The following is a 26,581-nucleotide window of genomic DNA, read 5'->3' on the forward strand; positions in this document are numbered from 1 at the left end:
AAAGTGCCTGGCGTTTTTATTGGGACTACGCGGGATTACTCCTCGGTGTTCCCTGCCGACTCATCGGTTTCAGGAGCGTCGTGCGATTCCACGATCTCGGCAGCAGGCGCGTCCTCGAAGGGGTTGGCCTGTGCACGGGCGGCTTGACGTTCGGCAGCCTCGTGAGCCTCTTTGTCTTTGCGTGCCGTGTGGTACGACATGCCGGTACCTGCGGGAATCAGGCGTCCGACAATGACGTTTTCCTTCAGGCCACGCAAATCGTCGCGTTTGCCCATGATGGCTGCTTCGGTCAGAACCCGGGTGGTTTCCTGGAAGGAAGCCGCCGAGATGAACGAATCGGTAGACAGCGAAGCCTTGGTAATACCCAGCAGTACGTTGTCGTATGTAGCCGGAATCTTGCCTTCGGCGTCCATGCGATCGTTCTCGTTAAGCAGCTCGGAACGCTCGACCTGTTCACCGGTAATGAAGCTGGTATCGCCTGCATCGGTGATGGTCACGCGACGCAGCATCTGACGCACGATTACTTCAATGTGCTTGTCGTTGATCTTCACGCCTTGCAGACGATAAACGTCCTGAACCTCGTTAACCACGTAGCTGGCCAGGCGCTCGATGCCCTGCAAACGCAGGATGTCATGCGGATCGGACGGACCGTCCACAATCATCTCGCCCTTGTTCACTACCTGGCCGTCGTGTACCAGCACCTGTTTCTCTTTGGGAATCAGGAACTCATGGCTCACGCCTTCCAGGTCGGTAATGACCAGACGCTGTTTACCCTTGGTGTCTTTACCGAAGGAAACCGTACCCGTGACATCAGCCAGCATGCCGGCATCTTTGGGCGAACGTGCTTCAAACAGCTCGGCAACTCGCGGCAGACCACCGGTAATGTCGCGGGTCTTCTGGGATTCTTGCGGAATACGTGCCAGCACTTCACCCACAGTAACCTGTTGACTGTCACGCACGGTAATCAGTGCGCCAACCGGGAACGAGATGTTGACCGAGTGATCGGTACCAGCGATCTTGACGTCTTCACCCGCTTCGTTGACCAGTTTGATCTGCGGACGCATCATGACCTTGCCACCGCGCGTCTTGGGTGTAATGACCACCAGCGTCGACAGACCGGTTACTTCGTCCAGCTGCTTGGCAACGGTCACGCCCTCTTCGATGTTCTCGAAGCGAACCTGGCCTGCGTACTCGGAAACGATCGGACGGGTCAGAGGATCCCAGCTTGCCAGTCGCTGACCGGCCTTGACGGCATCGCCATCACCCACGGCAATCGTGGCGCCATAGGGAATCTTGTGACGTTCGCGTTCGCGGCGTGCATCGTCAAAAATAACGATTTCACCCGAACGGGAAATGGCCACGCGTTCGCCCTTGGCGTTGGTGACATAACGCAAACCGATGGCAAAGCCCACGCTACCTGCCGACTTGGTCTCAACCGAGCTCGCCATGGCGGCACGCGAAGCAGCACCACCGATGTGGAAGGTACGCATCGTCAGCTGTGTACCCGGTTCACCGATGGACTGGGCGGCAATAACACCGACCGCTTCACCCTGGTTGACCAGAGAGCCACGACCCAGGTCGCGACCATAGCAGTGTGCGCACAGGCCATGACGTGTTTCGCACGTGAGGGGGGTACGAACCTTGACTTCGTCGACGCCGATGCTGTCGATGAATTCAACGGTATCTTCATCCAGCAGCGTGCCGGCGGCAACAGCGGTTTCCTGCGTTTCGGGGTTGATGATATCAACCGCCGCCACGCGGCCCAGAATACGATCGCGCAGGGGTTCGATGACCTCGCCGCCTTCGAGCAGGGCTTTCATGGAATAACCACGGGTCGTGCCGCAATCGGTCTCGGTAATGACCAGATCCTGGGTCACGTCTACCAGACGACGGGTCAGGTAACCCGAGTTAGCCGTCTTCAATGCGGTATCAGCCAGACCTTTACGCGCGCCGTGAGTCGAGATGAAGTACTGAAGCACGTTCAGACCTTCACGGAAGTTTGCGGTAATAGGCGTTTCGATAATCGAGCCGTCAGGCTTGGCCATCAGACCACGCATACCGGCCAACTGGCGAATCTGTGCTGCAGAACCCCGGGCACCCGAGTCAGCCATCATGTAGATCGAGTTGAAGGACTCCTGGCGGACTTCCTCGCCGTGACGATTGATCACAGGTTCGGTCGCCAGCTGTTCCATCATGGCCTTGCCGACCTTGTCGCCGGCCTTGCCCCAGATATCAACCACGTTGTTATAACGTTCCTGGGACGTCACCAGACCCGACGAGTATTGCTTGTCGATCTCTTTGACTTCAGCGCTGGCCTGGGCAAGGATGTCTTCCTTGACCGACGGGATCAGCATGTCGCCCATGGCGATGGAAATACCGCCGCGCGTTGCCAGCTTGAAACCCGATTGCATCAGCTTGTCGGCGAAGATCACCGTGGCACGCAGACCGCAACGACGGAAGGACTGGTTGATGAGGCGCGAAATCTCTTTCTTTTTCAGCGGACGGTTCAGCACCGAGAACGGCAGGCCCTTGGGTAGGATCTCGGACAGCAAGGCGCGGCCAACCGTGGTTTCGAACCGCTTGAGCTTGGGCTGCCATTCGCCTTGTTCGTCTTTTTCGTATTCGTTCAGACGGACGGTGACACGGCTTTGCAGCTCGACTTCACGGTTGTCGTAGGCGCGCTGAACTTCGGCCAGATCCATGAAGAACAAGCCTTCGCCCTTGCCGTTGATGCGCTCGCGTGTGGTGTAGTAAAGACCCAGCACGATATCCTGCGACGGCACGATGGACGGCTCGCCGTTGGCGGGGAACAACACGTTGTTCGATGCCAGCATCAGGGTGCGCGCTTCCAGCTGCGCTTCGAGCGACAGGGGCACGTGGACGGCCATCTGGTCACCGTCGAAGTCGGCGTTGAACGCGGCACAAACCAGCGGGTGCAACTGAATGGCCTTACCTTCGATGAGTACCGGCTCAAATGCCTGAATACCCAGTCGGTGCAGCGTAGGCGCACGGTTGAGCATGACGGGATGTTCGCGGATGACTTCCTCGAGAATATCCCAGACCACAGGCTCCTGGCCTTCTACCAGCTTCTTGGCGGCCTTGATCGTCGTGGCCAGGCCCATCATTTCAAGACGGTTGAAGATGAAGGGCTTGAACAGTTCCAGCGCCATGAGCTTGGGCAGACCGCACTGATGCAGCTTGAGCTGTGGACCCACCACAATAACCGAACGGCCGGAGTAGTCGACGCGTTTACCCAGCAGGTTCTGACGGAAGCGACCGCTCTTGCCCTTGATCATGTCGGCAAGCGATTTGAGCTGGCGCTTGTTGGCGCCCGTCATGGCCTTGCCACGACGTCCGTTATCGAGCAGCGAGTCAACCGATTCCTGCAGCATACGCTTTTCGTTGCGCAAGATGATATCGGGCGCCTTCAGCTCGAGCAGACGCTTCAGACGGTTGTTGCGGTTGATGACGCGGCGATACAGATCGTTCAGATCGGAGGTGGCGAATCGGCCACCATCAAGCGGCACCAGCGGACGCAGATCGGGAGGCAGCACAGGCAGCACTTCCATGACCATCCACTCGGGCTTGATGCCCGACTTCTGGAACCCTTCCAGCACCTTAAGGCGCTTGGAAATTTTCTTGATTTTGGCGTCTGACCCGGTAGCCTTGAGTTCGGCGCGCAAGGTTTCGACATCGCGATCGATATCGATGGTGCGCAGCAGTTCGCGCACGGCTTCCGCACCCATCAGGGCGTGGAAATCGTCGCCGTACTCTTCGGTCTTGGCCAGGAAGTCGTCGTCGGACATGATCTGACCGCGCTTGAGCGGAGTCATGCCAGGCTCAATGACGCACCATGCCTCAAAGTACAGTACGCGTTCGATATCGCGCAGAGTCATGTCGAGCACCATGCCCAGACGCGACGGCAGGCTCTTGAGGAACCAGATGTGCGCAACGGGGCTGGCCAGTTCGATATGGCCCATGCGTTCGCGACGAACCTTGCTTACCGTGACTTCAACACCGCACTTTTCGCAGATGACGCCACGATGCTTCAGGCGCTTGTACTTTCCGCAAAGGCATTCATAGTCTTTGATCGGGCCAAAGATCTTGGCGCAGAACAGACCATCACGCTCGGGCTTGAAGGTACGGTAGTTGATGGTCTCGGGCTTGCGAACTTCACCGTATGACCACGACCGGACTTTTTCAGGCGATGCGATACCAATCTTGATGGCATCGAATTGCTCGTCTTGCGAGACTTGTTTGAATAGATCGAGTAGCGCTTTCATTATTTACGCTCCAAATCCATGTCCAGGGACAGGGATCTAATTTCTTTGACCAGAACGTTGAACGACTCGGGCATGCCTGCATCGATGACGTGGTCGCCCTTGACGATGTTTTCGTAAACCTTGGTACGGCCGGAAATGTCGTCGGATTTGACGGTGAGCATTTCCTGCAAGGTATACGAAGCACCGTAGGCTTCCAGGGCCCAGACTTCCATCTCACCAAAACGCTGACCACCGAACTGGGCTTTACCACCCAGCGGTTGCTGCGTAACGAGCGAGTATGGCCCCGTCGAACGAGCGTGCATCTTGTCGTCAACCAGGTGATGCAGTTTCAGGTAGTGCATATAGCCGATGGTGACCGGACGCTCGAACTGCTCGCCGGTACGGCCGTCGATCAGCCATGCCTGCGTACGCGAATCAGTCAGGTTCAAGCGCTTGGCGATGTCATCGGGATAAGCCAGTTCGAGCATCTTGCCGATTTCCTGCTCGGTCGCACCGTCGAATACGGGCGTTGCCAGAGGCACGCCGTTCTTCAGATTGCGAGCCATTTCCATGACTTCATCGTCGGTAAGCTGCTCGATGTGAGCGGAGGCGCCTGCACTGTTGTAGACCTTTTCAAGGTAGGCACGAATGTCAGCAACCTGCACATTCTTTTCTTCCTCGAGCATGTCGGCAATACGATAGCCCACGCCTTTGGCAGCCCAACCCAGGTGAACTTCAAGCACCTGCCCGACGTTCATCCGGGAAGGAACGCCCAGTGGGTTCAGCACGATGTCGGCGGGTGTACCGTCGGCCATGTGCGGCATGTCTTCGACTGGCGTAATGCGCGAAACCACACCCTTGTTACCGTGACGGCCGGCCATCTTGTCACCAGGCTGCAAGCGACGCTTGACGGCCAGGTAGACCTTGATCATCTTGAGCACGCCAGGAGGCAGCTCGTCGCCTTGCGTCAGCTTCTTGCGCTTTTCTTCAAAGGCCAGATCAAACTGATGGCGCTTCTGTTCCAGCGATTCCTTGGCCTGTTCCAGCACGACAGCATGCTCTTCGTCGGCCAGGCGAATGTCGAACCACTGCCAGGAGTCGAGGTCGGTCAGGTAGGCCTTATCGAGTGCCGTACCCTTGGCCAGCTTGCGCGGACCGCCATTAACGGTTTTGCCGACCAGGAACTTGCCGATACGATCGAAGGTATCGCCTTCAACAATACGCAGCTGATCGTTGAGGTCCTGGCGATAGCGGCGCAGCTCGTCGTCGATGATGGACTGTGCACGCTTGTCGCGCTCGATGCCTTCACGCGTGAAGACTTGAACGTCGATAACGGTACCGACCATGCCCGAAGGCACGCGCAGCGATGTGTCTTTAACGTCGGAGGCTTTCTCGCCGAAGATGGCGCGCAGCAGCTTTTCTTCCGGAGTCAGCTGGGTTTCGCCTTTGGGCGTTACCTTGCCGACCAGCACGTCGTCGGCACGCACTTCGGCGCCGATATAGACAATGCCGGAATCGTCCAGACGATTGAGCTGGGTTTCAGCCAGATTGCTGATGTCGCGGGTGATTTCTTCTGCGCCCAGCTTGGTATCACGTGCAACGACGGTCAGCTCTTCGATATGTATCGAGGTATAGCGATCGTCGGCCACGATCTTCTCGGAGATCAGGATCGAGTCTTCGAAGTTATAACCGTTCCAGGGCATGAACGCGATCAACATGTTCTGACCCAGGGCCAGTTCGCCCAGGTCGGTCGATGCGCCGTCAGCCAGAACGTCACCACGAGCGACGTGATCGCCACGTTTGACGATAGGACGCTGGTTGATGTTGGTGTTCTGGTTCGAACGTGTGTATTTGGTCAGGTTGTAGATGTCTACACCCACTTCGCCAGCAACGTTTTCATCGTCGTTGACGCGAATAACCACGCGTTCTGCATCAACCTGATCAACGATACCGCCACGTATGGCCTGAACCGTGGTGCCCGAGTCAACGGCAACCGTACGCTCGATACCCGTACCGACCAACGGCTTTTCGGGACGCAGGCAAGGCACGGCCTGGCGCTGCATGTTCGCACCCATCAGGGCCCGGTTGGCGTCGTCGTGCTCGAGGAACGGAATCAGCGAAGCGGCCACGGAAACGATCTGCGACGGAGCAACGTCCATGTAGTGCACGTTGGACGGCGCGGTCAGCATGGTTTCACCAGCCTGACGGCAGGCGACCAGGTCATCGACAAAGCGGCCTTCATCGTCAAGCTCGGCGTTAGCCTGGGCAATGACGTGGTTGCTTTCTTCGATAGCCGACAGGTAGTCGATCTGATCGCTGACTTTGCCGTCGATGATCTTGCGGTATGGCGTTTCAAGAAAGCCATACTCGTTCAGACGGGCATACAAAGCCATGGAGTTGATCAGACCGATGTTCGGACCTTCCGGTGTTTCGATCGGGCAAACACGGCCGTAGTGAGTCGGATGAACGTCGCGCACCTCGAAGCCGGCGCGTTCGCGCGTCAGACCGCCTGGGCCCAATGCCGATACGCGACGCTTGTGCGTGATTTCGGACAAGGGGTTGGTCTGGTCCATGAACTGCGACAGCTGGCTGGAACCGAAGAACTCCTTGATGGCAGCCGAAATAGGCTTGGAGTTGATCAGGTCATGCGGCATGAGGTTTTCGGTCTCGGCCTGACCCAGACGTTCCTTGACTGCACGCTCTACACGCACCAGGCCGGCACGGAACTGGTTCTCGGCCAGTTCGCCAACACAACGCACGCGGCGATTGCCCAGGTGATCGATGTCGTCGATTTGTCCGCGACCGTTGCGCAGCTCGACCAGCACCTTGATGGTTTCAAGAATGTCTTCGTCGGTCAGCGTCATGGGACCGGTGATGTCTTCACCACGGCCCAGACGGCTGTTTACCTTCATGCGGCCCACGCGCGACAGATCGTACGCCTCTTCGCTGTAGAACAGGCGCTGGAACAGTGCTTCGACAGCATCTTCGGTGGGAGGCTCACCAGGACGCATCATGCGATAGATAGCCACGCGAGCAGCCATCTGGTCGGCAGTTTCGTCGGTGCGCAGGGTTTGCGAAATATAGCCACCGCGATCCAGATCGTTGATGTACAGGGTCTGGATTTCACGGATATTGGCAGCACGGATGTCGGCCAATATGGTTTCGGTGATTTCGTCGTTGGCGTTGGCAATGACTTCGCCGGTTTCCGGATTGACCAGACCCTTGGCCAGGACACGGCCCAACAGGTAGTCTTCGGGCACCGAGATACGCTCGACCTTGGCGTTGGTCAGGTCACGCAGGTGCTTGGCATTGATACGCTTGTCTTTTTCGACGATAATCGTGCCGGAGCGATCGGTAATATCGAAATGGGCAACTTCGCCTTTCCAGCGCTCGGGCACGAATTCCAGCATGCCGCCTTCGTTCAGGATTTCGAAGTTGTCGAAATCAGAGAAGTAAGCCAGGATGGCTTCGGGCGTCATGCCTATAGCCTTGAGCAGGATGGAAACGGGCATTTTCCGGCGGCGGTCGACACGGAAGAACAGAATGTCTTTCGGGTCGAACTCGAAATCCAGCCATGAACCGCGGTAAGGAATCACGCGGGCAGAGAACAGCAGCTTGCCCGAGCTGTGGGTTTTACCCCGATCGTGCTCGAAGAATACGCCAGGCGAACGGTGCAACTGCGATACGATGACACGCTCGGTGCCATTGATGACGAAAGAACCGTTGTTGGTCATGAGCGGAATTTCGCCCATGTACACTTCCTGTTCCTTGACTTCCTTGACCGTGGGCTTGCTGACCTCGCGGTCCATGAGCACCAGGCGGACCTTGGCACGTAAAGGCGATGCGTAGGTCAAACCGCGCAGCTGGCACTCTTTAACGTCAAAAACCGGCTCGCCGAGAACGTAGCTGACGAACTCGAGGCGGGCCATCTGATTGTGGCTGACTATGGGGAAAATTGATGTGAAAGCCGCTTGCAGGCCTTCATCTTTGCGTTTCGACGGTGTAGTATCCGCCTGCAGAAAAGTTTTAAATGATTGCAGTTGAGTCGCCAAAAGGTAAGGGACGTCCTGGACGTCTTCACGCTTGGCGAAGCTCTTGCGTATGCGCTTTTTTTCGGTATACGAATAAGGCATGAGCACTCCGACTCGAGGGTTACATGGGCCGTCAACCACGGCCCTGGTTTACGACTCCAGAAAGCCCGACTCGGCGAAATAACCGCTACCGAATCGCGGGTTTTCTGGAAACGCAAAAGCCCGGGAGGGCCTTACGCCTTCCCGGGCAGACGAAAAAGTCTTATTTGAGTTCGACTTTTGCGCCAGCTTCTTCAAGCTTCTTCTGAGCAGCTTCGGCGTCGGCTTTCGACAGGCCTTCCTTGACAGCCTTGGGAGCGCCGTCAACCAGGTCCTTGGCTTCTTTCAAGCCCAGACCGGTGATTTCACGGACAGCCTTAATAACGCTGACTTTGTTCGCGCCAACTTCAGCCAACACAACGTTGAACTCGGTTTGCTCTTCAGCAGCGCCACCAGCAGCGCCGCCAGCAGCGGGAGCAGCCACAGCCACAGCGGCGGCAGCAGCCGACACGCCAAATTTTTCTTCCATTTCCTTGATCAGCTCGGACAATTCGAGCACGGTCATGCTAGCGATAGCGTCAAGGATTTCTGCTTTGCTTAATGCCATTTTAAGAACTCCAAATATTTATAAATGCCAGGGTTGGGTGTCGCTCTATTCGACGAAATTCCTGGAGGCGGCTTACGCTGCCTCTTTTTGATCGCGCACAGCTGCGAGGCCGCGTGCGAACTTGGTTGGAACTTCGTTGAGCGTACGCACAAATTGCGTGACGGGGGCTTGCATCGTACCCATAAGTTTCGAAAGCAACTCTTCGCGGGAAGGCATGGTGGCCAAAGCCTTCACGCCGTCCTGGCTCAGCAGGCTGTTGGGCAATGCCCCGCCTTTGATAGCCAGCTTATCGTTGGTCTTTGCGAAACCGGAAAGTACTTTTGCCGCCGCAACCGGGTCAGTGCTGACTGCATACATCAGCGGACCGGTCAGTTGTGCTGCGAGCTCCTCGAAGGGAGTTCCAGCAATGGCGCGACGGACCAGCGTGTTCTTGAGAACACGCAGATACACACCCGACTCACGCGCAGTCTTGCGCAATACGGTAATAGAGGCGACGTCCAGACCACGGTACTCAGCGATAATGACCGATTGTGCCTTTGCTACTTCTGCAGAGACTTCTTCGATTACTACCGCTTTCTCTTGACGATTGAGACTCACGGTTTGAACACTCCATCAAATGACGCGCGGGAGGGTCCCTTGCGTCTACCGAATGCGGCGCACCTGGTCGAGTTCTTAGTACAACAAGAATTCTTCCATGGGACGCCGTCTGCGCTGGAATCAGTCTGCCTTCAGACTGAAATTAAACCTTGCCTGGGCGTATTGCTACGCTGACGGTTCGGCTCCAGCGGTCTTTGACAGCAATGCCTGCTTGCACAGGCACAGCCCAAAGTTCTGTTCCGACAGCTATCAGGCTGCCAGAGAAGCTATTTCTACGCGTGCACCGCCGCCCATCGTGGACGAAACGGCCAGCTTGCGCAGATACACACCCTTGGCGGCGGCAGGACGGGCCTTGTTCAGGGCGTCTACCAGTGCAGCCAGGTTGGTTTGCAACTGTTCCACGCCGAAAGAGGCGCGGCCAATGGTGGCGTGAATGATGCCAGCCTTGTCGGTGCGGTACTGAACCTGACCAGCCTTGGCATTCTTGACTGCCGTGGCGACGTCGGGCGTAACTGTACCAACCTTGGGGTTGGGCATCAGGCCACGGGGACCAAGCACCTGACCCAGGGCACCAACGATACGCATGGTATCGGGCGAAGCGATCAGGATGTCGAAGTCGATCTGGCCACCTTTGATGGTGTCGGCCAGGTCTTCCATACCGACGATGTCGGCGCCGGCAGCCTTGGCGGCTTCGGCTTTTTCGCCCTGGGCGAATACGGCGACACGCACCGATTTACCCGTACCGGCAGGCAACACAACCGAACCACGAACCAGTTGGTCGGATTTCTTGGGGTCGATACCCAGCTGTACGGCTACGTCGATGGACTCATCGAACTTGGCGGTAGCTGTTTCCTTGACCAGGGCCAGGGCCTCGGCAATAGGATAGAACTTGTTGCGATCGATCTTGGCGGCAACGGCGGCCGCGCGCTTGCTCAACTTAGCCATGCTTATACCCCTTCAACCGTAATGCCCATGCTGCGAGCGCTACCAGCGATCGTGCGTACCGCGGCGTCAAGGTCGGCAGCGGTCAAGTCAGGCGACTTGGTCTTTGCGATTTCTTCAGCTTGCGCACGTGTCAAAACACCGACTTTGTCGAGGTTAGGACGAGCCGAGCCCTTCTGCACACCGCTGGCCTTTTTGATCAGGATGGCGGCAGGCGGAGTCTTCATGATGAAGGTGAAGCTCTTGTCTGCGTAGGCGGTAATGACCACAGGAATTGGCAAACCCGGCTCAAGGCCTTGGGTTTGGGCGTTGAACGCCTTGCAGAATTCCATGATGTTCAGACCGCGCTGACCCAGCGCCGGACCGATGGGGGGTGAGGGATTAGCCTTACCAGCTGGTACTTGCAGCTTGATAAAGCCGACGATTTTCTTCGCCATGCTTAGCTCCTTACGGGTTCAAACGCCAACACGCGACAGACGCGTGCAGCTCCCCGGGGTTAGAAATTCAGGTTTTTTCAACCTGACCAAAATCGAGTTCTACAGGTGTTGCGCGGCCAAAAATGGTGACCGAGACACGCACCTTGCTTTTCTCGTAGTTGACTTCTTCGACGTTGCCGTTGAAGTCTGCAAACGGACCCTCTTTGACGCGAACCATTTCGCCCACTTCGAAGAGAATTTTGGGTTTCGGTTTCTCGACACCCTCTTCCATTTGCGAAAGAATTTTTTCAACTTCACGCTCGGAAATCGGGGCGGGACGGTTACCCGAACCACCCAGAAAGCCGGTTACCCGGTTGGTATTCTTGACCAGGTGCCAGGTTTCGTCGGTGAGATCCATCTCGACCAGCACGTAGCCCGGGAAAATGCGTCGTTCGGAGATGGACTTCTTGCCACCCTTGACTTCGACGACTTCTTCGGAGGGCACCAGAATCTGGCCGAAGGATGTTTCAAGCCCTGCGCGCTCTATGCGCTCGACGAGCGCCTTATGCACGCTTTTTTCCATACCGGAATAAACGTGGACGACATACCAACGCTTGCTCATGTGTGTCCTTTAGCTCCAGCCTAACAGCAAGCCGTAAATGACCCCTTCCAGGACCTTGTCGACCACCCACAGCAAGATACCCATTACGATCACGAACACAAAGACGATACCCGTCATTTGTGTGGTTTCTTTGCGGGTTGGCCAGACCACGCGCTTCACTTCGTTATAGGCATCACGCCCAAAACCAAGTGTGCGGCGACCGGGCTCGCTGAACCAGGCGATGACGGCAGCTATAACCAGGCTGCCGATAAACAGGCCTACACGGGCGGCTGCCGGCTGACCTTCAAGCATGGAATAACCGACTATGCCGGCCACGATAACAAGCACTGCCAGACCCAGCTTAACGCGATCTACGGTGCTGCTAACGGTTTCTACGTTGCTTTTCGACATATTCCGGCATTTGACGCCACTTTGTGCGGCTTCGATGTGACTGTGTGGCAGGGGCAGTAGGAATCGAACCTACAACCTTCGGTTTTGGAGACCGACGCTCTGCCAATTGAGCTATACCCCTAGACCCTGAAAGCGATGACGCCTGCCGGAGCCATCGCCTTTACGACTTTTCAATGCAGACAGGCGCATTGCGCCTGCTACATGATTATTACTTGATGATGCTGGCGACGACGCCTGCACCGACGGTACGGCCACCTTCGCGGATAGCGAAGCGCAGACCTTCTTCCATGGCGATCGGGGCGATCAGGCTGACCTTCATCGACACGTTATCACCAGGCAATACCATTTCCTTGTCGGCCGGCAGTTCGATCGTACCGGTTACGTCGGTGGTACGGAAGTAGAACTGAGGACGATAGCCCTGGAAGAACGGCGTGTGACGGCCACCTTCGTCTTTGGACAGAATGTACACCTCGGCCGAGAACTCGGTGTGCGGGTTGATCGAACCGGGCTTGGCCAACACTTGACCACGCTCGACGTCTTCACGCTTGGTGCCGCGCAGCAAGATACCGACGTTATCGCCTGCCTCGCCCTGATCGAGCAGCTTGCGGAACATTTCAACGCCCGTGCAGGTGGTCTTGACCGTATCCTTGATACCAACGATCTCGATTTCCTCACCAACCTTGACCACGCCACGCTCGATACGGCCGGTAACCACTGTACCGCGACCCGAGATCGAGAACACGTCTTCAACAGGCATCAGGAACGTGCCGTCTACAGCGCGCTCGGGAGTGGGGATGTAGCTGTCCAGGGCTTCAGCCAGCTTCATGATGGCTTCTTTACCCAGAGGACCTTCGTCGCCTTCGAGCGCCAGCTTGGCCGAACCCTTGATCACAGGGGTATCGTCGCCGGGGAAGTCGTACTTCGAGAGCAGCTCGCGCACTTCCATTTCGACCAGCTCCAGCAGCTCTTCGTCATCGACCATGTCTGCCTTGTTCAGGAACACGATGATGTAAGGCACGCCAACCTGACGCGAGAGCAGAATGTGCTCACGGGTTTGGGGCATGGGGCCGTCTGCAGCCGAGCACACCAGAATCGCGCCGTCCATTTGCGCAGCACCCGTGATCATGTTCTTGACATAGTCAGCGTGGCCCGGGCAGTCAACGTGCGCGTAGTGACGCGTCGCCGTTTCGTACTCAACGTGCGAAGTGTTGATCGTGATACCGCGAGCCTTTTCTTCAGGCGCTGCGTCGATCTGGTCGTAGCCCTTGGCTTCGCCCGAGCCAAATGCCTTGGCCAACACAGTTGTAATTGCCGCTGTAAGCGTGGTCTTGCCGTGGTCAACGTGCCCGATCGTACCTACGTTTACGTGCGGTTTGGTCCGTTCAAACTTACCTTTTGCCATGGCTGACACTCCTGACTATGGAATAGAGCTGTAAATAAAATAAAGTTTTGGTGCCCATGACGCGGATCGAACGCGTGACCTCTCCCTTACCAAGGGAGTGCTCTACCACTGAGCCACATGGGCAACTTTTAATTGCTTTCTGCCTTTTGGGGCAAAATTCAAAAAATCGTTACTGGAGCGGGTGAAGGGAATCGAACCCTCATCATCAGCTTGGAAGGCTGTTGCTCTACCATTGAGCTACACCCGCGAAGATTCGTTTCACCTGCGCTGCTGCCGTGCTGCCTGACTGCATGCGCCTTACCGCAAAAGCGCGTTGCCTGACTAACCCTGGTAGTGGCAGCAACGCGCACGATAAAGTGCTGGTGGTGGGAGTTGGATTCGAACCAACGTAGACGCAAGGTCAACAGATTTACAGTCTGCCCCCTTTAACCACTCGGGCATCCCACCAAAAGCGAACTCCGAATTATGCAGGGTTTTAAACGCCCTGTCAAATACCTATTTGCGTTTTATTTAAATGATTCAAGTCCGGCGTTGTTATTTAACCGACCGGACCTGCATCTTGTTGCGTTTAGAACCAGGTCAGGCCGATAGATACGATCACGCCAGTCACGAACAGCTGTATAAGGCAGTAGCCCATGATGTCCTTGGCCTTAAGCCCTGCGATCGCCAGAACAGGCAGTGCCCAGAACGGCTGCAACAGGTTGGTCCAGGCGTCACCCCAGGCAACGGCCATCGCCACGCGTGGCATGTCGGCGCCCAGTGCCTGAGCTGCTGAAATAACGACCGGGCTCTGTACCGCCCACTGGCCACCACCCGAAGGAATGAAAATATTAACAATACCCGCACTCATGAAGGTCCAGAAAGGCAGGCTGTCGGCGCTGGCAAAAGAAGTCATCCAGTCGGACAGGCTGGCTGCCAGGCCCGAGTGCATGATGATGGCCATGATGCCGGCGTAGAAAGGAAACTGAATCACAATGCCCGCGGCGCCCTTGATCGCTTCGTCCAGGCTGTTGAGCAGATTACGCGCATTGCCATGCAAAATAATGGCCAGAAACAGGAAGGTGAAGTTGATGATGTTCAGATTGAGTCCGCCGCCACGAACAACGTAGAAATCGAACATATAGGCCAGGCCGGCTACGCCGATCAGCATGGCCAGTACCTTGCTGTTTTCAAGGCGGGCCGCCGGGCGATCGTCTTTCTCGACAACGACAGCGGTATCTTCCAGTTTGCTTTGCTCAACGTATACGCTGTCTTTTTCGTCCGGCAGCATCAGCCTGTTGACCAGGGGCACCAGTACCAGCATGGCCAGTACGATGATGATGTTGTAGGTAGAAAAAATGGTGTCGGCAGTTGGAATAATGCCTATCTTGTCTGCTTGAAAGTGACCTTCAGTGGCGATGGTCAGGGGTATGGAGCCCGCCAGGCCACCATGCCAGACGATAAAGCCGGAATACGCACTGGCGACCAGCAAGCGGTAGTCCACCCTTACGGTACGCGCCAGTTGCTTGGCGAACAGGGCACTGACCACAAGGCCGAAGCCCCAGTTGATCCAGTTTGCAACCAGGGCAACGACTGTCACCAGTATGATGGCTCCGCCCGGGGTCTTGGCGAGCTTCGCCAGGCTTTGCAGGATGCGCTTGACCAGAGGCGTGCTGGCCATCATGTAGCCGGCAACCAGCACAAGCACCATCTGCATGGTGAAACTGAGCAGACCCCAGAAGCCGTCACCCCACATGGTGACCACTTGCATGGGCGTCTTGCTTTCTACCAGTACCGCGGCAACACCGGCAATCAGCGTAAGCAGAACAACAAAAATATACGGGTCGGGGAGATAGCGCTCCACCAGCTTCACTGATGAGCGACTAAGTGCTTTGAACATTTTGTTTTTTTGATCCTGTTGGTCTATAGACGAGTAAATGACGCAGCTCGAAATGCTAGCACGCAGAAGCAAAAAGCAAGGGCAAACCCTGTTGGGGTTTACCCTTGCTTTTTTGACAAGTACGACTAATTCTGCCTAAAACTTCCTAATTTTATTGATATACATCAAACAGGCAGGTTTCAAGCGTCAAGTAGTTTGGCCAGGCCCTGTCGCTCCAGCAAAGCGTTCAAGTGGTCCCAGCCGTGGAAGTCTATTTGCAGCTGCCCTTTGTTCTTGCTACCGATCTTCAGACTTACCCGGGTACCCAGGTAATCAGACAGCGCCTCTTCCAGCCGTTTTGCATCGCCATTTTGGGCACTGCCCTGGCGTCGCGGCAGAACGGCCTTGTCTTCGGCCTGCACCGAGCGGCTAACCAGCTTTTCCGTTTCTCGTACAGACAAACGCCTGGCAATCACTTCATTGGCCAGCAGGATTTGCGTGGCTGCATCAGTTGCCAGCAAAGCGCGGGCGTGACCCATGTCGATATCACCCGCGAGCAGCATGGTTTGTACAGGGCCGGCCAGGTTCAACAAGCGCAGCAGATTGCTGGTGGCCGGACGTGAGCGACCTATGGCCTGCGCAGCCTGGTCGTGTGTGAGCCCGAACTCGTCAAGCAGGCGCCTGACTCCTTGGGCCTCTTCCAGGGGATTCAGATCTTCGCGCTGTATGTTCTCTATAAGAGCCATGACAGCAGCATTTTCGTCAGCGACTTCTTTTACCAGCACCGGCACTTCTGACAGACCAGCGATCTTGGCGGCACGGAACCGTCGTTCACCTGCGATGATCTCGTAATTGCCCTTATCCTTGCCATCAAGGGGCCGCACCAGAATTGGCTGCATGACGCCCTGACTGCGGATGGACTCGGCCAGCTCGTTCAGAGCCCCTTCGTCCATGCGTGTACGCGGCTGATACTTGCCGGCACGCAGCAGCCCTACCTTCAGAGTGGACGGCAGCTTGGTCTGCAGGTCGGGCTGGCCCAGATCGTCGATCGCCCGTGCATCTTCACCAAGCAATGCGTCAAGACCACGGCCCAGACCTTTGGGTTTACGGGTTGCCATGATTGATTCCTTTCCTTATCCGTTAAATGCGTGGGCGTGCCTGCTGACGCAAGGCCTCTTTCTTGATGCGCTTGATCAGTTCATCGCCAAACTCGACATAGGCTTTTGCGCCACGCGAATTCTTGTCGTACACAATACCGGGCAGCCCGTGGCTGGGTGCCTCGGCCAGCCGCACATTTCGCGGGATGACGGTTTTGAATACCTTGTCGCCAAAATGCGTTTCTATTTGCGCCGATACCTGTTGCTGAAGAGTAACGCGGGTGTCGAACATCACACGCAACAAGCCTATAAGCTGCAAATCAGGATTGATATTGCGATGTACCCGTTTGATGGTGTTGACCAGGTCTGAAAGGCCTTCCAGGGCAAAGTACTCGCATTGCATAGGTATGATCACCCCATGCGCCGATGCCAGGCCGTTAAGCGTAAGCAATGACAAGGTAGGCGGGCAATCAATCAGGATGAAGTCGTAGTCGTCGGAAACCTGGTTGATGGCTTGCTTGAGCTGTTGCTCGCGGTCCTCCATTTGAATCAGATCAATCTCGGCACCAGAGAGCTCACGGTTCGCTGGCAAGACATCGTAGCCACCCGATTCAGAGCGAACTTTGGCTTCGGCTATGGTAGTGTCGCCAATAAGCACTTGATAGAGGTTTTTTTCAGCCTGATTCTTATCCACGCCACTACCCATGGTGGCATTACCTTGCGGATCGAGATCAATCAGCAGTACCCGCTTGCGCATGGCAGCCAAAGCCGCCGCCAGATTAATGGCAGTCGTGGTTTTACCTACGCCGCCCTTCTGGTTGGCAATACAGAAGACATTGGCGGTGGACATACTGGGGCTCATAGACTTCCTTGACGACTCATCCAGACCAGACAACGCTGGGCATTCAATTCAGGTACGGGCAGCGTTTCGATATGAGTGATACGCCACTGTGTATTTTGCTGCAAATCCTCAGCTTCGTCTGTCGGTTCGCGCCCCTTCATGGCCACCAGGTGCCCATCGGGCGCTACATGCCGGCCAGCCAGGGTTGCAAAATCAGCCAGCGAAGCAAAAGCCCTTGATATGACAACATCTGCCTGGAACAGGGGCATGCTTTCTACACGATCGTGATGCGCGTGCAAATTACGCAGCCGCAACACACCACACATTTGCCGGACAAAGGCCATTTTCTTTTCTACAGCATCAATGCAATGCACTTGCCACTGCTCTTGTGTGGTGGCAAGTACAACGCCCGGCAAGCCAGCGCCCGAGCCTACATCAACTATCGTGCGACCTGATACTGTGTTTTTATACAGTATATTAGCCAGGGGCTTAACAACTGAAAGACTGTCTATGATGTGCTGTACGAGCATTTGCTCGGGGTCGCGCAGCGCCGTCAGATTATACGTTTTGTTCCAACGTTGCAGTTGATCCAGATAGGCTAAAAGTGTGTCGATCTGTTGGGCACTGAGTTCCAGGCCCAAAATGTCCCCTGCCTGCTGCAAACGCGCCCTGAATTGCTCATTCGCCATTACGCTGCTTTCTTCCTGTACTGTAATCTTTTTAAATGTATAAGCAGCAAGGATACCGCCGCCGGAGTAATACCTGAAATGCGGCTTGCCTGGCCAACAGTTTCTGGCTTGCTCACTTTAAGGCGCTGCCGAACTTCTATTGATAAACTGGTAATGGCATCGTAATCAATATCTGATGGAATCACTTGAGATTCCTGCTCCATCTGCCGGTCAATTTCTTCCTGCTGCTTGGCAACGTATCCCGCGTACTTTATCTGTATTTCGACCTGTTCAGCAGACACTGGATCTTGCAGGCCCGGGCCAGCCACAAGCGATCCATCTTCCTTGTGCAAATCCATGAGAGCCTTATAACTAACCTGGGGTCTCTTCAATAAACTGTACAAGGAATACTCTTTTTCCAGCTGCTTACCAAACAACGCTTCCGCTGTATGGTGCGCCAGGGTCTTAGGATTAATCCATGTAGATTTCAATCGTTCTGTTTCACGTGAAACATCGTCACGTTTCCGGCTGAATGCGTCCCACCGCTGATCATCTACCAGACCCAGCTTCCTGCCTATCTCGGTCAGTCGCATATCCGCGTTATCTTCACGCAAACTAAGTCGATACTCCGCCCGTGATGTAAACATACGATAGGGCTCTGTGACCCCTCGGGTGATCAGGTCGTCAACCAACACTCCCAAATATGCCTCGTTGCGCTTCGGGCACCAGCCTTCAAGCCCTTTTGATTGCCTGGCCGCATTGATACCCGCCAGCAATCCCTGAGCAGCCGCTTCTTCGTAGCCTGTCGTACCATTGATCTGCCCTGCAAAGAACAAACCTTTTATGGCCCTGGTTTCCAGCGTAGAACTGAGTTCACGTGGATCAAAGTAGTCATACTCAATTGCATAGCCCGGGCGCATGATAACTGCGTTTTCCAGACCCGGCAGAGTTCTGACCAAAGCAAGCTGAATATCGAAAGGTAGGCTTGTCGACACCCCGTTTGGATAAATCTCTTGAGTTGTTAAGCCTTCCGGTTCAAGAAAGATCTGATGGCTGGACTTATCTGCAAAGCGATGAATCTTGTCCTCAATAGAAGGACAATATCTTGGGCCTATACCTTCAATAGTCCCGCTATCGCTGTACATCGGCGAGCGATCAAGACCAGACCGGATAATGTCATGCGTTCTTTCATTCGTATGAGTAATCCAGCATGGCAACTGCCGTGGATGCATCGACTCTTTGCCCATATAAGAAAACACGGGAATAGGATCCAGATCGCCCGCTTGAACTTCTGTTTTACCGAAGTCTATGGTGCGTGCATCTATCCTTGGAGGCGTTCCGGTTTTCAATCGGCCTTGTGGAAGCTTAAGCTCTTTCAGCCTCTGGCCCAGGCTTATGGCTGGTGGATCACCAGCACGGCCCGCAGAATAATTATCCAGTCCCACGTGAATCAAACCATTCAGGAACGTGCCGGCAGTCAGAACCACCGTTAAGCCACGAAACTTAAGACCAATTTGCGTTACCGCACCAACGACACGATCACCTTCCAGAATCAGATCTTCAACTGACTGCTGGAATATAGTCAGGTTAGGTTGATTCTGCAGTGTCATGCGAATCGCACTACGGTATAGCGAACGATCCGCTTGCGCGCGCGTGGCCCTTACGGCCGGACCTTTGGAACGGTTCAAGATTCGGAACTGAATTCCCGCCTGGTCAGTCGCGTACGCCATGGCTCCGCCCAGCGCATCAACTTCCTTTACCAGATGACCTTTACCTATCCCTCCGATGGAAGGATTGCAGGACATCTGGCCCAAGGTTTCCATATTATGGGTTAACAGCAGCGTCCGTGCACCGCTGCGGGCGGCAGCGAGTGCAGCCTCGGTTCCGGCGTGCCCGCCACCGACGACGATCACATCGTAAACATCTGGATAGAACATTTCTTTGCTCAAGCTAAAAGGCCTAAGTCATTATTATACTTCTCGAATTTAGCGTTGTTTCACGTGGAACAGCCGCAGTTGTAGCCGGTTATGTTCCACGTGGAACACTTCTTCGAAATTGGGGATATCTCTGTGGATAAGCACCTGGATAAATATTCCAGAACTTATTCAAGTCAATCACGCCAATCTGCCGCGGCACACTAAATACGTCTAAGAATATAAGTACGGTGCAGTGCTTACTACGCTGTGATTTACTTGGAACTTTCCGGCTGTTAGTAAAGCTGTGGATAAACGGTAGAATAAGTACTTAATAACTTTTCTGTACTCAACACAGTGCATGGGCGAAGCACACATGCCGGGGCAACAATCTGACAATGCCTTCAATAATGATGAAACGTGTGGGACGCACAAAAGAAAAACGCCCAGGCTTGTGGCCAGGGCGTTTGAATTCGTGCGCAGTTAGCAACGCACTTGCTGGACAGGTATTACAGAGGGCGTATCTCTGCTGCCTGAGGGCCCTTGGGGCCGTCATTAACTTCAAACTCAACTTCTTGGCCTTCCGTCAGGCTGCGGTAGCCGCGCCCTTCGATTGCCGAGAAATGTGCGAACACGTCAGTGCCGCCAGCGTCAGGTGTTATGAAACCGAAGCCTTTATCGGCATTGAACCATTTAACTTTGCCCGTCTGAGCCATGATCTATTGCGTCCTAAAAATAAACAAAAATGCAATTAATCAAGGACGCTGCCACGAATTCAGACGATCACGCCACCCAGGAACATATATCCAAGGCTTACTGACTACCCATCACGAACAAAACGTACTGCTTGATTTGACTGCACATAGGAGCATAACCATGCAATGTCGCTTTATCAAATGATAGTTAACCCCAGTGTGGTTTTTTTCCGTCAAGCAACATTATTGCAGCATTAACGCACTAAAGGCTGCCACTGTTTATCTGAACATCAACTGTCGACCAAAATACTGACCATGAAATTTGAATCAAAACTGCCGAATGTAGGTACCACTATTTTCACAATAATGAGCCAGTTAGCAACTGATCATAAAGCCATCAATCTAGGGCAAGGATTTCCCGATTTTTCGCCTGATGATGTTCTGCTTGATCTGGTTACCAAAGCCATGAAAGACGGCCATAACCAATATCCACCTATGGCAGGAGTTCCCGCACTTCGTCAGCAAATTTCATTGAAAGTGCAGGAATTGTATGGGCATAAATACGATCCAAATACAGAAATTACGGTAACCAGCGGTGCCAGCGAAGCACTTATGGCCGGTATTCTGGCCTTTGTTAAGACCGGCGATGAAGTGATTGTTATCGAACCCTTTTACGACTTGTACATACCAGTCATCGAGCTAGTTGGCGGCAAACCAGTCATTGTGCCCATGCAGGCACCTACGTCTGAAACACCACGCTACCAGGTTGATTGGCAAAGGATCCGCGATGCAATCACCGCCAAAACCCGTATGCTGATCCTGAATTTTCCCCATAACCCTACCGGGATCAATCTGACCGAAGAAGACCTGGACAGTCTGGAAAGCATCGTGCAAGACACAGGCATCTTGTTGCTGTCTGACGAGGTATACGAACATCTGGTCTACGATGGACAGGCCCATCAAAGTGTTGCTCGTCGTCCTTTGTTGGCAGATCATTCCATTGTGGTGTCTTCCTTTGGCAAAACCTACAGCGCCACCGGCTGGAAAATCGGTTATTGCTGCGCACCTGCTGCCATTTCCGCAGAAATCCGCAAAGTTCATCAGTTCAACGTTTTTACCGTGAATTCCCCCATGCAAGTTGCCCTGGCCAGCTACATGGAGAACAAAGATGCCTATTTGCGCCTGCCGGCTTTTTATCAGCAAAAGCGCGATCGCCTGTTGAACGGTCTGGCCAAGTCAAAATTCATTCCTATGCACAGCGAAGGTACGTTCTTCCTGATGGCTGATTACAGTCAGATATCAAGCTTGCCGGAAGCTGAGTTTTCGCGTTGGTTGACTACTGAAAAAGGTATAGGCGTAATTCCCGTATCAGCCTTTTACAAGCAACCAGATGCACCTGAGTCAAATCACAATCTGATCCGGTTCTGTTTTGCCAAACGAGACGAAACGCTGGATACCGCTATCGAAAAACTGGCTGCCATTTAAGTCATTCATCCCCTGTAACTGTTCGATCAAAGCGATGTGCGCTCCAAAAGACGCAGCATCGCTTTTTTTAAAAAAACGGCATGTGTTTTTGGAGTGAGCGAAGTATACATCTCTGAAAAAAGAGGGGGGTTGCTGGCTGGAACGATGAAAATGTTTTGTTGTTGTTTATCTTTTCTATATATAAAGACTAATAATAATGGGTGTCTGTGGATAACTGGAATAAGTGCAAAACCCTTTTATTTTTCATGACGTTGCAGCTTTTTTTTGAGGTGCGCAAGTCGTGTTTAGCTCAAGGATGGATTTCGGATAACTTTTTGGGCTTGGGTGAACCAGGCAGTTATCCTTGCTTGATCCACAGCCTGTGCACAATTGCTCGCCCCAGTAGTTATCCACAGGCTGATCGCCTGGATCTGATGAAAAATTAAAGTGTAATAATTTGTAATTAAAACCGAAAATGGGGGAATTACGGGCGTTCGCCCGCTTTTCGCCTGGGGCGAACGTGAATGCGAAGTTGAGTTCCATCCGGAATTTCCGGATGGTTGCGGGCGTGCTATTGGTTGCATGATCCGCACAAACACCACCACCATGACAGTGCGCCTTAGTGGTCCTCTGAGCGAATTCGTTGCCGAGAATGTGGGTTAGCAAGGCGAGTACGAGAACGTCAGCGAGTATGTACGGGACCTCATTCGTCGTGACAAAGCAACCAGGGAAGCGGCTACATTCGAGCGGCTCAAGGCTGAACTCACCCACGCTTGGGCGGCGCCAGAGTCGTCATACCAGCCCTTGACGGCAGCAGACGTTATCGCACGTAACCGGATCTGATTGCCGTTATGGTCAAGGCACAGATACGCGTTCAGGAAGCATCCTGGCGGCTGGACGACATTTACCGCTATATGCATAAGCGTTGGGGTGCGCAACAGGCCGAGCGCTACATCAGGGGTTTATTTGAGGCATTTGAGGGCATTGCCACACATCAGACAGTATCCCGCACTATACCGGCCACGTTCGGCATTGATGGCTATTTCTTCCGTTATGAGCGGCACTTTGTTTATTGGCGCCGCCTCTCGAACGGTGACATCGGTATCGTGACCATGCTGCATGAGAAGATGCACCAGATTGGGCGCTTGCGAGAGGACTTTGGTCTTTGAGTGCGGCTGTGTCCAAGACGCATGCAAAACACGGGTGTATCTCTTGATGGCTATGTATGGCGTAGCGTGGAGTGCGTCGATGGCGGTTAGTTTGCCTGAATGGGTGCAAATGGGTTACTAAATGGGGTGGATCCGGCAATTGCGGCCGCCTTGGCGTTCGCGCCGCTTTCCGCCAATAAGGTCAGTTTTTCGTCGGTGGCCTTTTCCTCTGCCAACGTCTCCTTGAGCAGCTTCACCGCGTCGGTATAGCCCAGCTGCTTGCCAATTTCGCATAGCGTTCCGTAACTGGCAATTTCGTAATGTTCAACCTTCTGGGCGCCGCCGATCAGGGCTGCATCCCGTACGGGACCCTTCTCGATTTCTTCAATAACCTCTTTGCCTTCCTCGACCAGTCCTTCCATGGCCGCGCACTTGATCCGTTTCAGTTTCAGATTTCGGAGTTCGACGATCTGATCGATTCTTTCTACCTGCCCATGGGTTTCTTCCAGATGCGTGGTAAATGCGGTTTGCAGGTCGGGGTTCTGGGCGGCACGGGCCAACCGTGGCAAAGCCTTGGTGAGTTGCTTCTCGGCGCTATAGATATCCGATAGTTCGTGTATGAAAAGGTCTTCTAAAGTCTTGACTGGCATAATGGCTCCTGAGTGACGGCGGGATGCCGTGCTTGAAGCTATGCCAGCAAGTTGGATGCCTGAAATGAATAAGCCCCCTTCCAGGAAGGGGGCCCAAACACTACGCGAAATGCAGTCAAGGACTCAGGTGTGTGGCGGGGCTTCAGCCAGCTTCCTGCCAGCAGGCCTACCTGGTTTTCTTGCTCCTGGAACCGCTTATTTCCCGGCCTTTTCCATGGCCTGCTTCCAGGCACCAATGATTTTGTCGTAATCCGCCGCAGCCTTGAGCGGATCGGTGGCTTCGACCTTGATGTCTTTCAGGTTGGGCAACTCGGTGAGCGCAGCAACATCAATGTCGGCGCGGCTGGGACGACGGAAGTTGTCAGTGAGTTCAGCTTCCTGAACTTCTTTGGATAGCAGCACATCATAGAGTTGCTGCGCAGCCTTGTCGCCATTCTTGGGGTTCTTGATGATGGCTACCGCCTCTGGCGCCGCGAATGCGCCTTCCTCGGGATAAATAATGCGTATCTCTTTCTGGCCGCCGGCGATGTAAGCATAGGCGGCATATTCCATCGTGATGCCTGCGGCGTATTCTCCGTTGGCTACGCTTTTATAGATTTGGCCCGAGCTCTTGGAAATGTCGGCGTTGGCGACCAGCTTATCAAAGCCGTCCTGGCCGAATAGCTGATAAATGCCGTACATCTGGTCGTAGGTGCTGCCCGAGGTGGCCGGGTCGCCGACGATGAGTTTGCCTTTCCATTTCGGGTCGAAAAGATCAGCCCAGCTTTTGGGAGCAGGAATATCCTTGAGCTGTTTTTCGTTGATCATGATGATCATGACGTGCACGTTGCTGCCCGCCCAAAGGTTGTCTGGCCCGATAAAGCGCTGGTCCAAACCTTTTACTTCGGCCGAGTCGTAGGGCTGAAAGTTCTGCTTGAATGCCGCCATGGTGCCGAAGCCGGCACCCCAGACCACATCACCCAAAGGGTTTGCCGCCTCGGCTTCTATGCGCTTCATGAGCGCACCCGTGCCGGAAGTCACCTTCTGAATGGCAAGGCCAGGTGCTTTTTCGCGTGCGATGTCGATGGCGGTGTCAATTGTCTGGACGTTGTTCGATGTGTACATCACGACATCGTCGGCCAGTGCGGCCGAGCCCAGGAATAGTGAGGCGCTTCCCAGCACAGCGGCCAGTTTTGTCTTGTATTGTGTATGACTGATCATGAGGCTTCTCCGGTGGTGGTTTTATCTATCGATTTGAGAACAGGTCGAGCTTGAGAAAGCGCACGGCCAGGTAGATGGGCACGATAATGACGATCATCAGTATCACGCCGTAGGCCGATGCCCGTGCCAGATAGCCTGCATCGATCTGGCGGAACATCTGGATGGGCATGGTTTCCATGCCGCCGTAATACAACACAATGGTGGCGGAAATTTCGGCCAGCGAAGTGACCCACATGAGAATAGCCGCGCCAAGAATGGCGGGCTTCATCAAGGGAAGCACGACCTTGAAGAAGCTGGCAATGGGCGACACGCCCAGATTAATGGAGGCTTCTTCGATGGAATCGGGAATGCTGTACAGCGAGGCGGAAGCCGAACGTATGGAGAAAGGGACTTTGCGAACGAACAGTGCAGCCACCATGATGACCCATGTGCCCGTCAAGATGATCATGCCGCTGTTGTAAGTCTGGATCAGCGCAATGCCAAGCACCGTGCCCGATATGGCAAGGGGCAGCATGACCACGTAGTCCAGCACGGATACCGTCCACATCTTTTTCTTGACGATGAGGTAGCTGGCCACGGTGGCGAAACAGGTGCCGGCGATTGCGGCGACGCTGGCAAGCATGAGCGAGTTGATGATGGGCTCAGGTGCCGTGCGCAGGGCGCGCTCCATGTTTTCGAGTGTCCATGTACCGTATTGCATTACCGGCCCGCGTGCTTTGGTGAAGGCGCCAACAAGCACGATGACTGCCGGTATCATAGAGAACGCCACAAAAAGCACGGCCCAGCCGGCCAGCAGCACGGATGCCAGGCCACGCGCCCGGATGGCCTTCGGGGCGCGACCCTGGTACATCTGGTAAGTCTTGCGCTCGACCACACGTTTCTGAACGAACAGCACGCAGCCGACCAGCACGACAGAGACGACCGCCAGCACGCTTTGCATGAGCGGACTGCCGCCCATTTCCGAGAGGAAGGTGGTGTAGGTCAGTGAAGACAGTACGTCTATCCTGCCGCCCAGAATCATGGGTATGGAAAAATTATCTACAGCCAGCGTGAATACGATCATGGCATTGACCAGCAATGCCGGCATCAACACCGGAAGTGTGACCGTAAGCGCGCGGCGCAGATTGCTTGCACCCAGATTCACGGCCGCCTCTTCGATGGAGCCGTCGATTGCCTTCAGGGCCGCCAGCATGCCTATATAGACATAGGTGTAGTCATTCAGAATGAGCGTGTAGATCATGCCGAACCAGCCATAGAACGAGGGCAGGTCTATGCCCACGCCTTCCAGGGCATGCCGCACAATGCCGTTGTTGCCCAACAGCATCAGCCAGGCTTGTGAGACCACAATATCGGGCAGGATGATAGTGGCCAGAGGCAGCAGCGCAACCACAGGTTTGCCTGGAAAATCATAGCGCGCAACAATATACGCCAGCGGCGCGCCGAGCAGCAGCGCGCCGGCGGTCGATGCAGCACCCAGTATCACCGTATTGGTGAAGGCGGTGGTATAGCGCGGGCTCCCGAAAAACTGTCTGAATCCGTCCAGGCTGTACTGCCCCGTCTGCGGGTCAAGTGCGCTCTGGTAAAACAGCGAGACCAACGGCCACACGACCAGCGCGAACAATAGCAGCAAGCAGAACGTGGCAGGCAGCAACCAGGGTGATCGCGAAGCGAACGACATAGCCGGCCACCAGGCAGGCATGTGGGAGGTGCTCGGGCCGGTTTTGGCGAACATGCGTAAC

Annotated in this window: 21 protein-coding genes and 4 tRNA genes; 2 read left to right on the forward strand and 23 right to left on the reverse strand. The window is 54.7% G+C overall.

Annotated elements, in window-relative coordinates; all coding sequences use genetic code 11:
• Positions 1–35 precede the first annotated feature (35 nt).
• The 19 genes from rpoC to LKR43_RS06855 form a co-directional block, all read right to left on the reverse strand.
• Entirely contained in the window at positions 36–4,283 is a 4,248-nt protein-coding gene (gene rpoC / locus LKR43_RS06765; RefSeq protein WP_227683251.1) for a DNA-directed RNA polymerase subunit beta', read from the reverse strand.
• Positions 4,283–8,395, reverse strand: a complete 4,113-nt coding sequence (gene rpoB / locus LKR43_RS06770; protein ID WP_227683252.1) for a DNA-directed RNA polymerase subunit beta — start codon at positions 8,393–8,395, stop codon at positions 4,283–4,285. The genes rpoC and rpoB overlap by 1 nt, the downstream gene beginning before the upstream one ends.
• Before the next feature lie 160 nt (positions 8,396–8,555).
• Positions 8,556–8,939, reverse strand: coding sequence for a 50S ribosomal protein L7/L12 (gene rplL, locus LKR43_RS06775; RefSeq protein WP_227683253.1), 384 nt, complete (start codon positions 8,937–8,939; stop codon positions 8,556–8,558).
• Positions 8,940–9,011: 72 nt separating this feature from the next.
• A complete protein-coding gene (gene rplJ, locus LKR43_RS06780) occupies positions 9,012–9,536 on the reverse strand; it encodes a 50S ribosomal protein L10 (protein ID WP_227683254.1) in 525 nt (174 codons plus the stop codon).
• Between the two features lie 249 nt (positions 9,537–9,785).
• The gene (rplA, locus tag LKR43_RS06785; RefSeq protein WP_227683255.1) at positions 9,786–10,481 is read right to left on the reverse strand and encodes a 50S ribosomal protein L1; all 696 of its coding nucleotides are present in this window, start codon (positions 10,479–10,481) and stop codon (positions 9,786–9,788) included.
• Between the two features lie 2 nt (positions 10,482–10,483).
• Complete coding sequence (gene rplK, locus LKR43_RS06790; RefSeq protein WP_227683256.1) at positions 10,484–10,915, reverse strand: 50S ribosomal protein L11; 432 nt, start codon at positions 10,913–10,915, stop codon at positions 10,484–10,486.
• A 67-nt stretch (positions 10,916–10,982) separates the two neighbouring features.
• A complete protein-coding gene (gene nusG, locus LKR43_RS06795) occupies positions 10,983–11,516 on the reverse strand; it encodes a transcription termination/antitermination protein NusG (RefSeq protein WP_227683257.1) in 534 nt (177 codons plus the stop codon).
• Positions 11,517–11,525: 9 nt separating this feature from the next.
• A complete protein-coding gene (secE, locus tag LKR43_RS06800) occupies positions 11,526–11,906 on the reverse strand; it encodes a preprotein translocase subunit SecE (RefSeq protein ID WP_227683258.1) in 381 nt (126 codons plus the stop codon).
• A 45-nt stretch (positions 11,907–11,951) separates the two neighbouring features.
• Positions 11,952–12,027, reverse strand: a tRNA-Trp gene (locus LKR43_RS06805).
• An 87-nt stretch (positions 12,028–12,114) separates the two neighbouring features.
• Positions 12,115–13,308, reverse strand: a complete 1,194-nt coding sequence (gene tuf / locus LKR43_RS06810; RefSeq protein WP_227683234.1) for an elongation factor Tu — start codon at positions 13,306–13,308, stop codon at positions 12,115–12,117.
• A 48-nt stretch (positions 13,309–13,356) separates the two neighbouring features.
• A tRNA-Thr gene (locus LKR43_RS06815) sits at positions 13,357–13,431 on the reverse strand.
• A 50-nt stretch (positions 13,432–13,481) separates the two neighbouring features.
• A tRNA-Gly gene (locus LKR43_RS06820) sits at positions 13,482–13,555 on the reverse strand.
• A 113-nt stretch (positions 13,556–13,668) separates the two neighbouring features.
• Positions 13,669–13,755 (reverse strand) — tRNA-Tyr (locus LKR43_RS06825).
• Between the two features lie 121 nt (positions 13,756–13,876).
• Positions 13,877–15,187 (reverse strand): short-chain fatty acid transporter, encoded by a 1,311-nt coding sequence (locus tag LKR43_RS06830; RefSeq protein ID WP_227683260.1) that lies wholly within the window; start codon positions 15,185–15,187, stop codon positions 13,877–13,879.
• A 179-nt stretch (positions 15,188–15,366) separates the two neighbouring features.
• Positions 15,367–16,284 carry a ParB/RepB/Spo0J family partition protein gene (locus tag LKR43_RS06835; protein WP_227683261.1) on the reverse strand — a complete coding sequence of 306 codons (918 nt, stop codon included), beginning with the start codon at positions 16,282–16,284 and terminating at the stop codon, positions 15,367–15,369.
• A gap of 22 nt (positions 16,285–16,306) precedes the next feature.
• The gene (locus tag LKR43_RS06840; RefSeq protein WP_227683262.1) at positions 16,307–17,113 is read right to left on the reverse strand and encodes a ParA family protein; all 807 of its coding nucleotides are present in this window, start codon (positions 17,111–17,113) and stop codon (positions 16,307–16,309) included.
• A gap of 8 nt (positions 17,114–17,121) precedes the next feature.
• Positions 17,122–17,793 (reverse strand): 16S rRNA (guanine(527)-N(7))-methyltransferase RsmG, encoded by a 672-nt coding sequence (gene rsmG / locus LKR43_RS06845; protein ID WP_227683263.1) that lies wholly within the window; start codon positions 17,791–17,793, stop codon positions 17,122–17,124.
• The gene (gene mnmG / locus LKR43_RS06850; protein WP_227683333.1) at positions 17,793–19,709 is read right to left on the reverse strand and encodes a tRNA uridine-5-carboxymethylaminomethyl(34) synthesis enzyme MnmG; all 1,917 of its coding nucleotides are present in this window, start codon (positions 19,707–19,709) and stop codon (positions 17,793–17,795) included. The genes rsmG and mnmG overlap by 1 nt, the downstream gene beginning before the upstream one ends.
• A gap of 485 nt (positions 19,710–20,194) precedes the next feature.
• Positions 20,195–20,401, reverse strand: coding sequence for a cold-shock protein (locus LKR43_RS06855; protein ID WP_227683264.1), 207 nt, complete (start codon positions 20,399–20,401; stop codon positions 20,195–20,197).
• A 294-nt stretch (positions 20,402–20,695) separates the two neighbouring features.
• Between LKR43_RS06855 and LKR43_RS06860 the strand changes: the two genes are divergently transcribed.
• Positions 20,696–21,865: a methionine aminotransferase gene (locus tag LKR43_RS06860; RefSeq protein WP_227683265.1), complete on the forward strand. Its 1,170-nt coding sequence runs from the start codon at positions 20,696–20,698 to the stop codon at positions 21,863–21,865.
• 243 nt (positions 21,866–22,108) lie between these two features.
• Here the strand turns inward: LKR43_RS06860 and LKR43_RS06865 are convergent, their stop codons facing one another.
• The gene (locus tag LKR43_RS06865) at positions 22,109–22,387 is read right to left on the reverse strand and encodes a hypothetical protein (RefSeq protein WP_227683267.1); all 279 of its coding nucleotides are present in this window, start codon (positions 22,385–22,387) and stop codon (positions 22,109–22,111) included.
• Positions 22,388–22,695: 308 nt separating this feature from the next.
• On the opposite strand from LKR43_RS06865, the gene LKR43_RS06870 reads away from it, so the two are divergent.
• Positions 22,696–23,013, forward strand: coding sequence for a type II toxin-antitoxin system RelE/ParE family toxin (locus tag LKR43_RS06870; RefSeq protein WP_227683269.1), 318 nt, complete (start codon positions 22,696–22,698; stop codon positions 23,011–23,013).
• 86 nt (positions 23,014–23,099) lie between these two features.
• On the opposite strand, the gene LKR43_RS06875 is transcribed toward LKR43_RS06870, so the two are convergent.
• From LKR43_RS06875 to LKR43_RS06885, 3 genes are all read right to left on the reverse strand, one after another.
• Positions 23,100–23,642, reverse strand: a complete 543-nt coding sequence (locus tag LKR43_RS06875; protein WP_227683271.1) for a ferritin-like domain-containing protein — start codon at positions 23,640–23,642, stop codon at positions 23,100–23,102.
• A 195-nt stretch (positions 23,643–23,837) separates the two neighbouring features.
• The gene (locus LKR43_RS06880) at positions 23,838–24,842 is read right to left on the reverse strand and encodes an extracellular solute-binding protein (RefSeq protein ID WP_227683273.1); all 1,005 of its coding nucleotides are present in this window, start codon (positions 24,840–24,842) and stop codon (positions 23,838–23,840) included.
• A 25-nt stretch (positions 24,843–24,867) separates the two neighbouring features.
• Positions 24,868–26,574 (reverse strand): iron ABC transporter permease, encoded by a 1,707-nt coding sequence (locus LKR43_RS06885; protein ID WP_227683275.1) that lies wholly within the window; start codon positions 26,572–26,574, stop codon positions 24,868–24,870.
• Positions 26,575–26,581 lie beyond the last annotated feature (7 nt).

Source organism: Pusillimonas sp. MFBS29, assembly GCF_020687695.1.
Taxonomy (GTDB): domain Bacteria; phylum Pseudomonadota; class Gammaproteobacteria; order Burkholderiales; family Burkholderiaceae_B; genus Pusillimonas_C.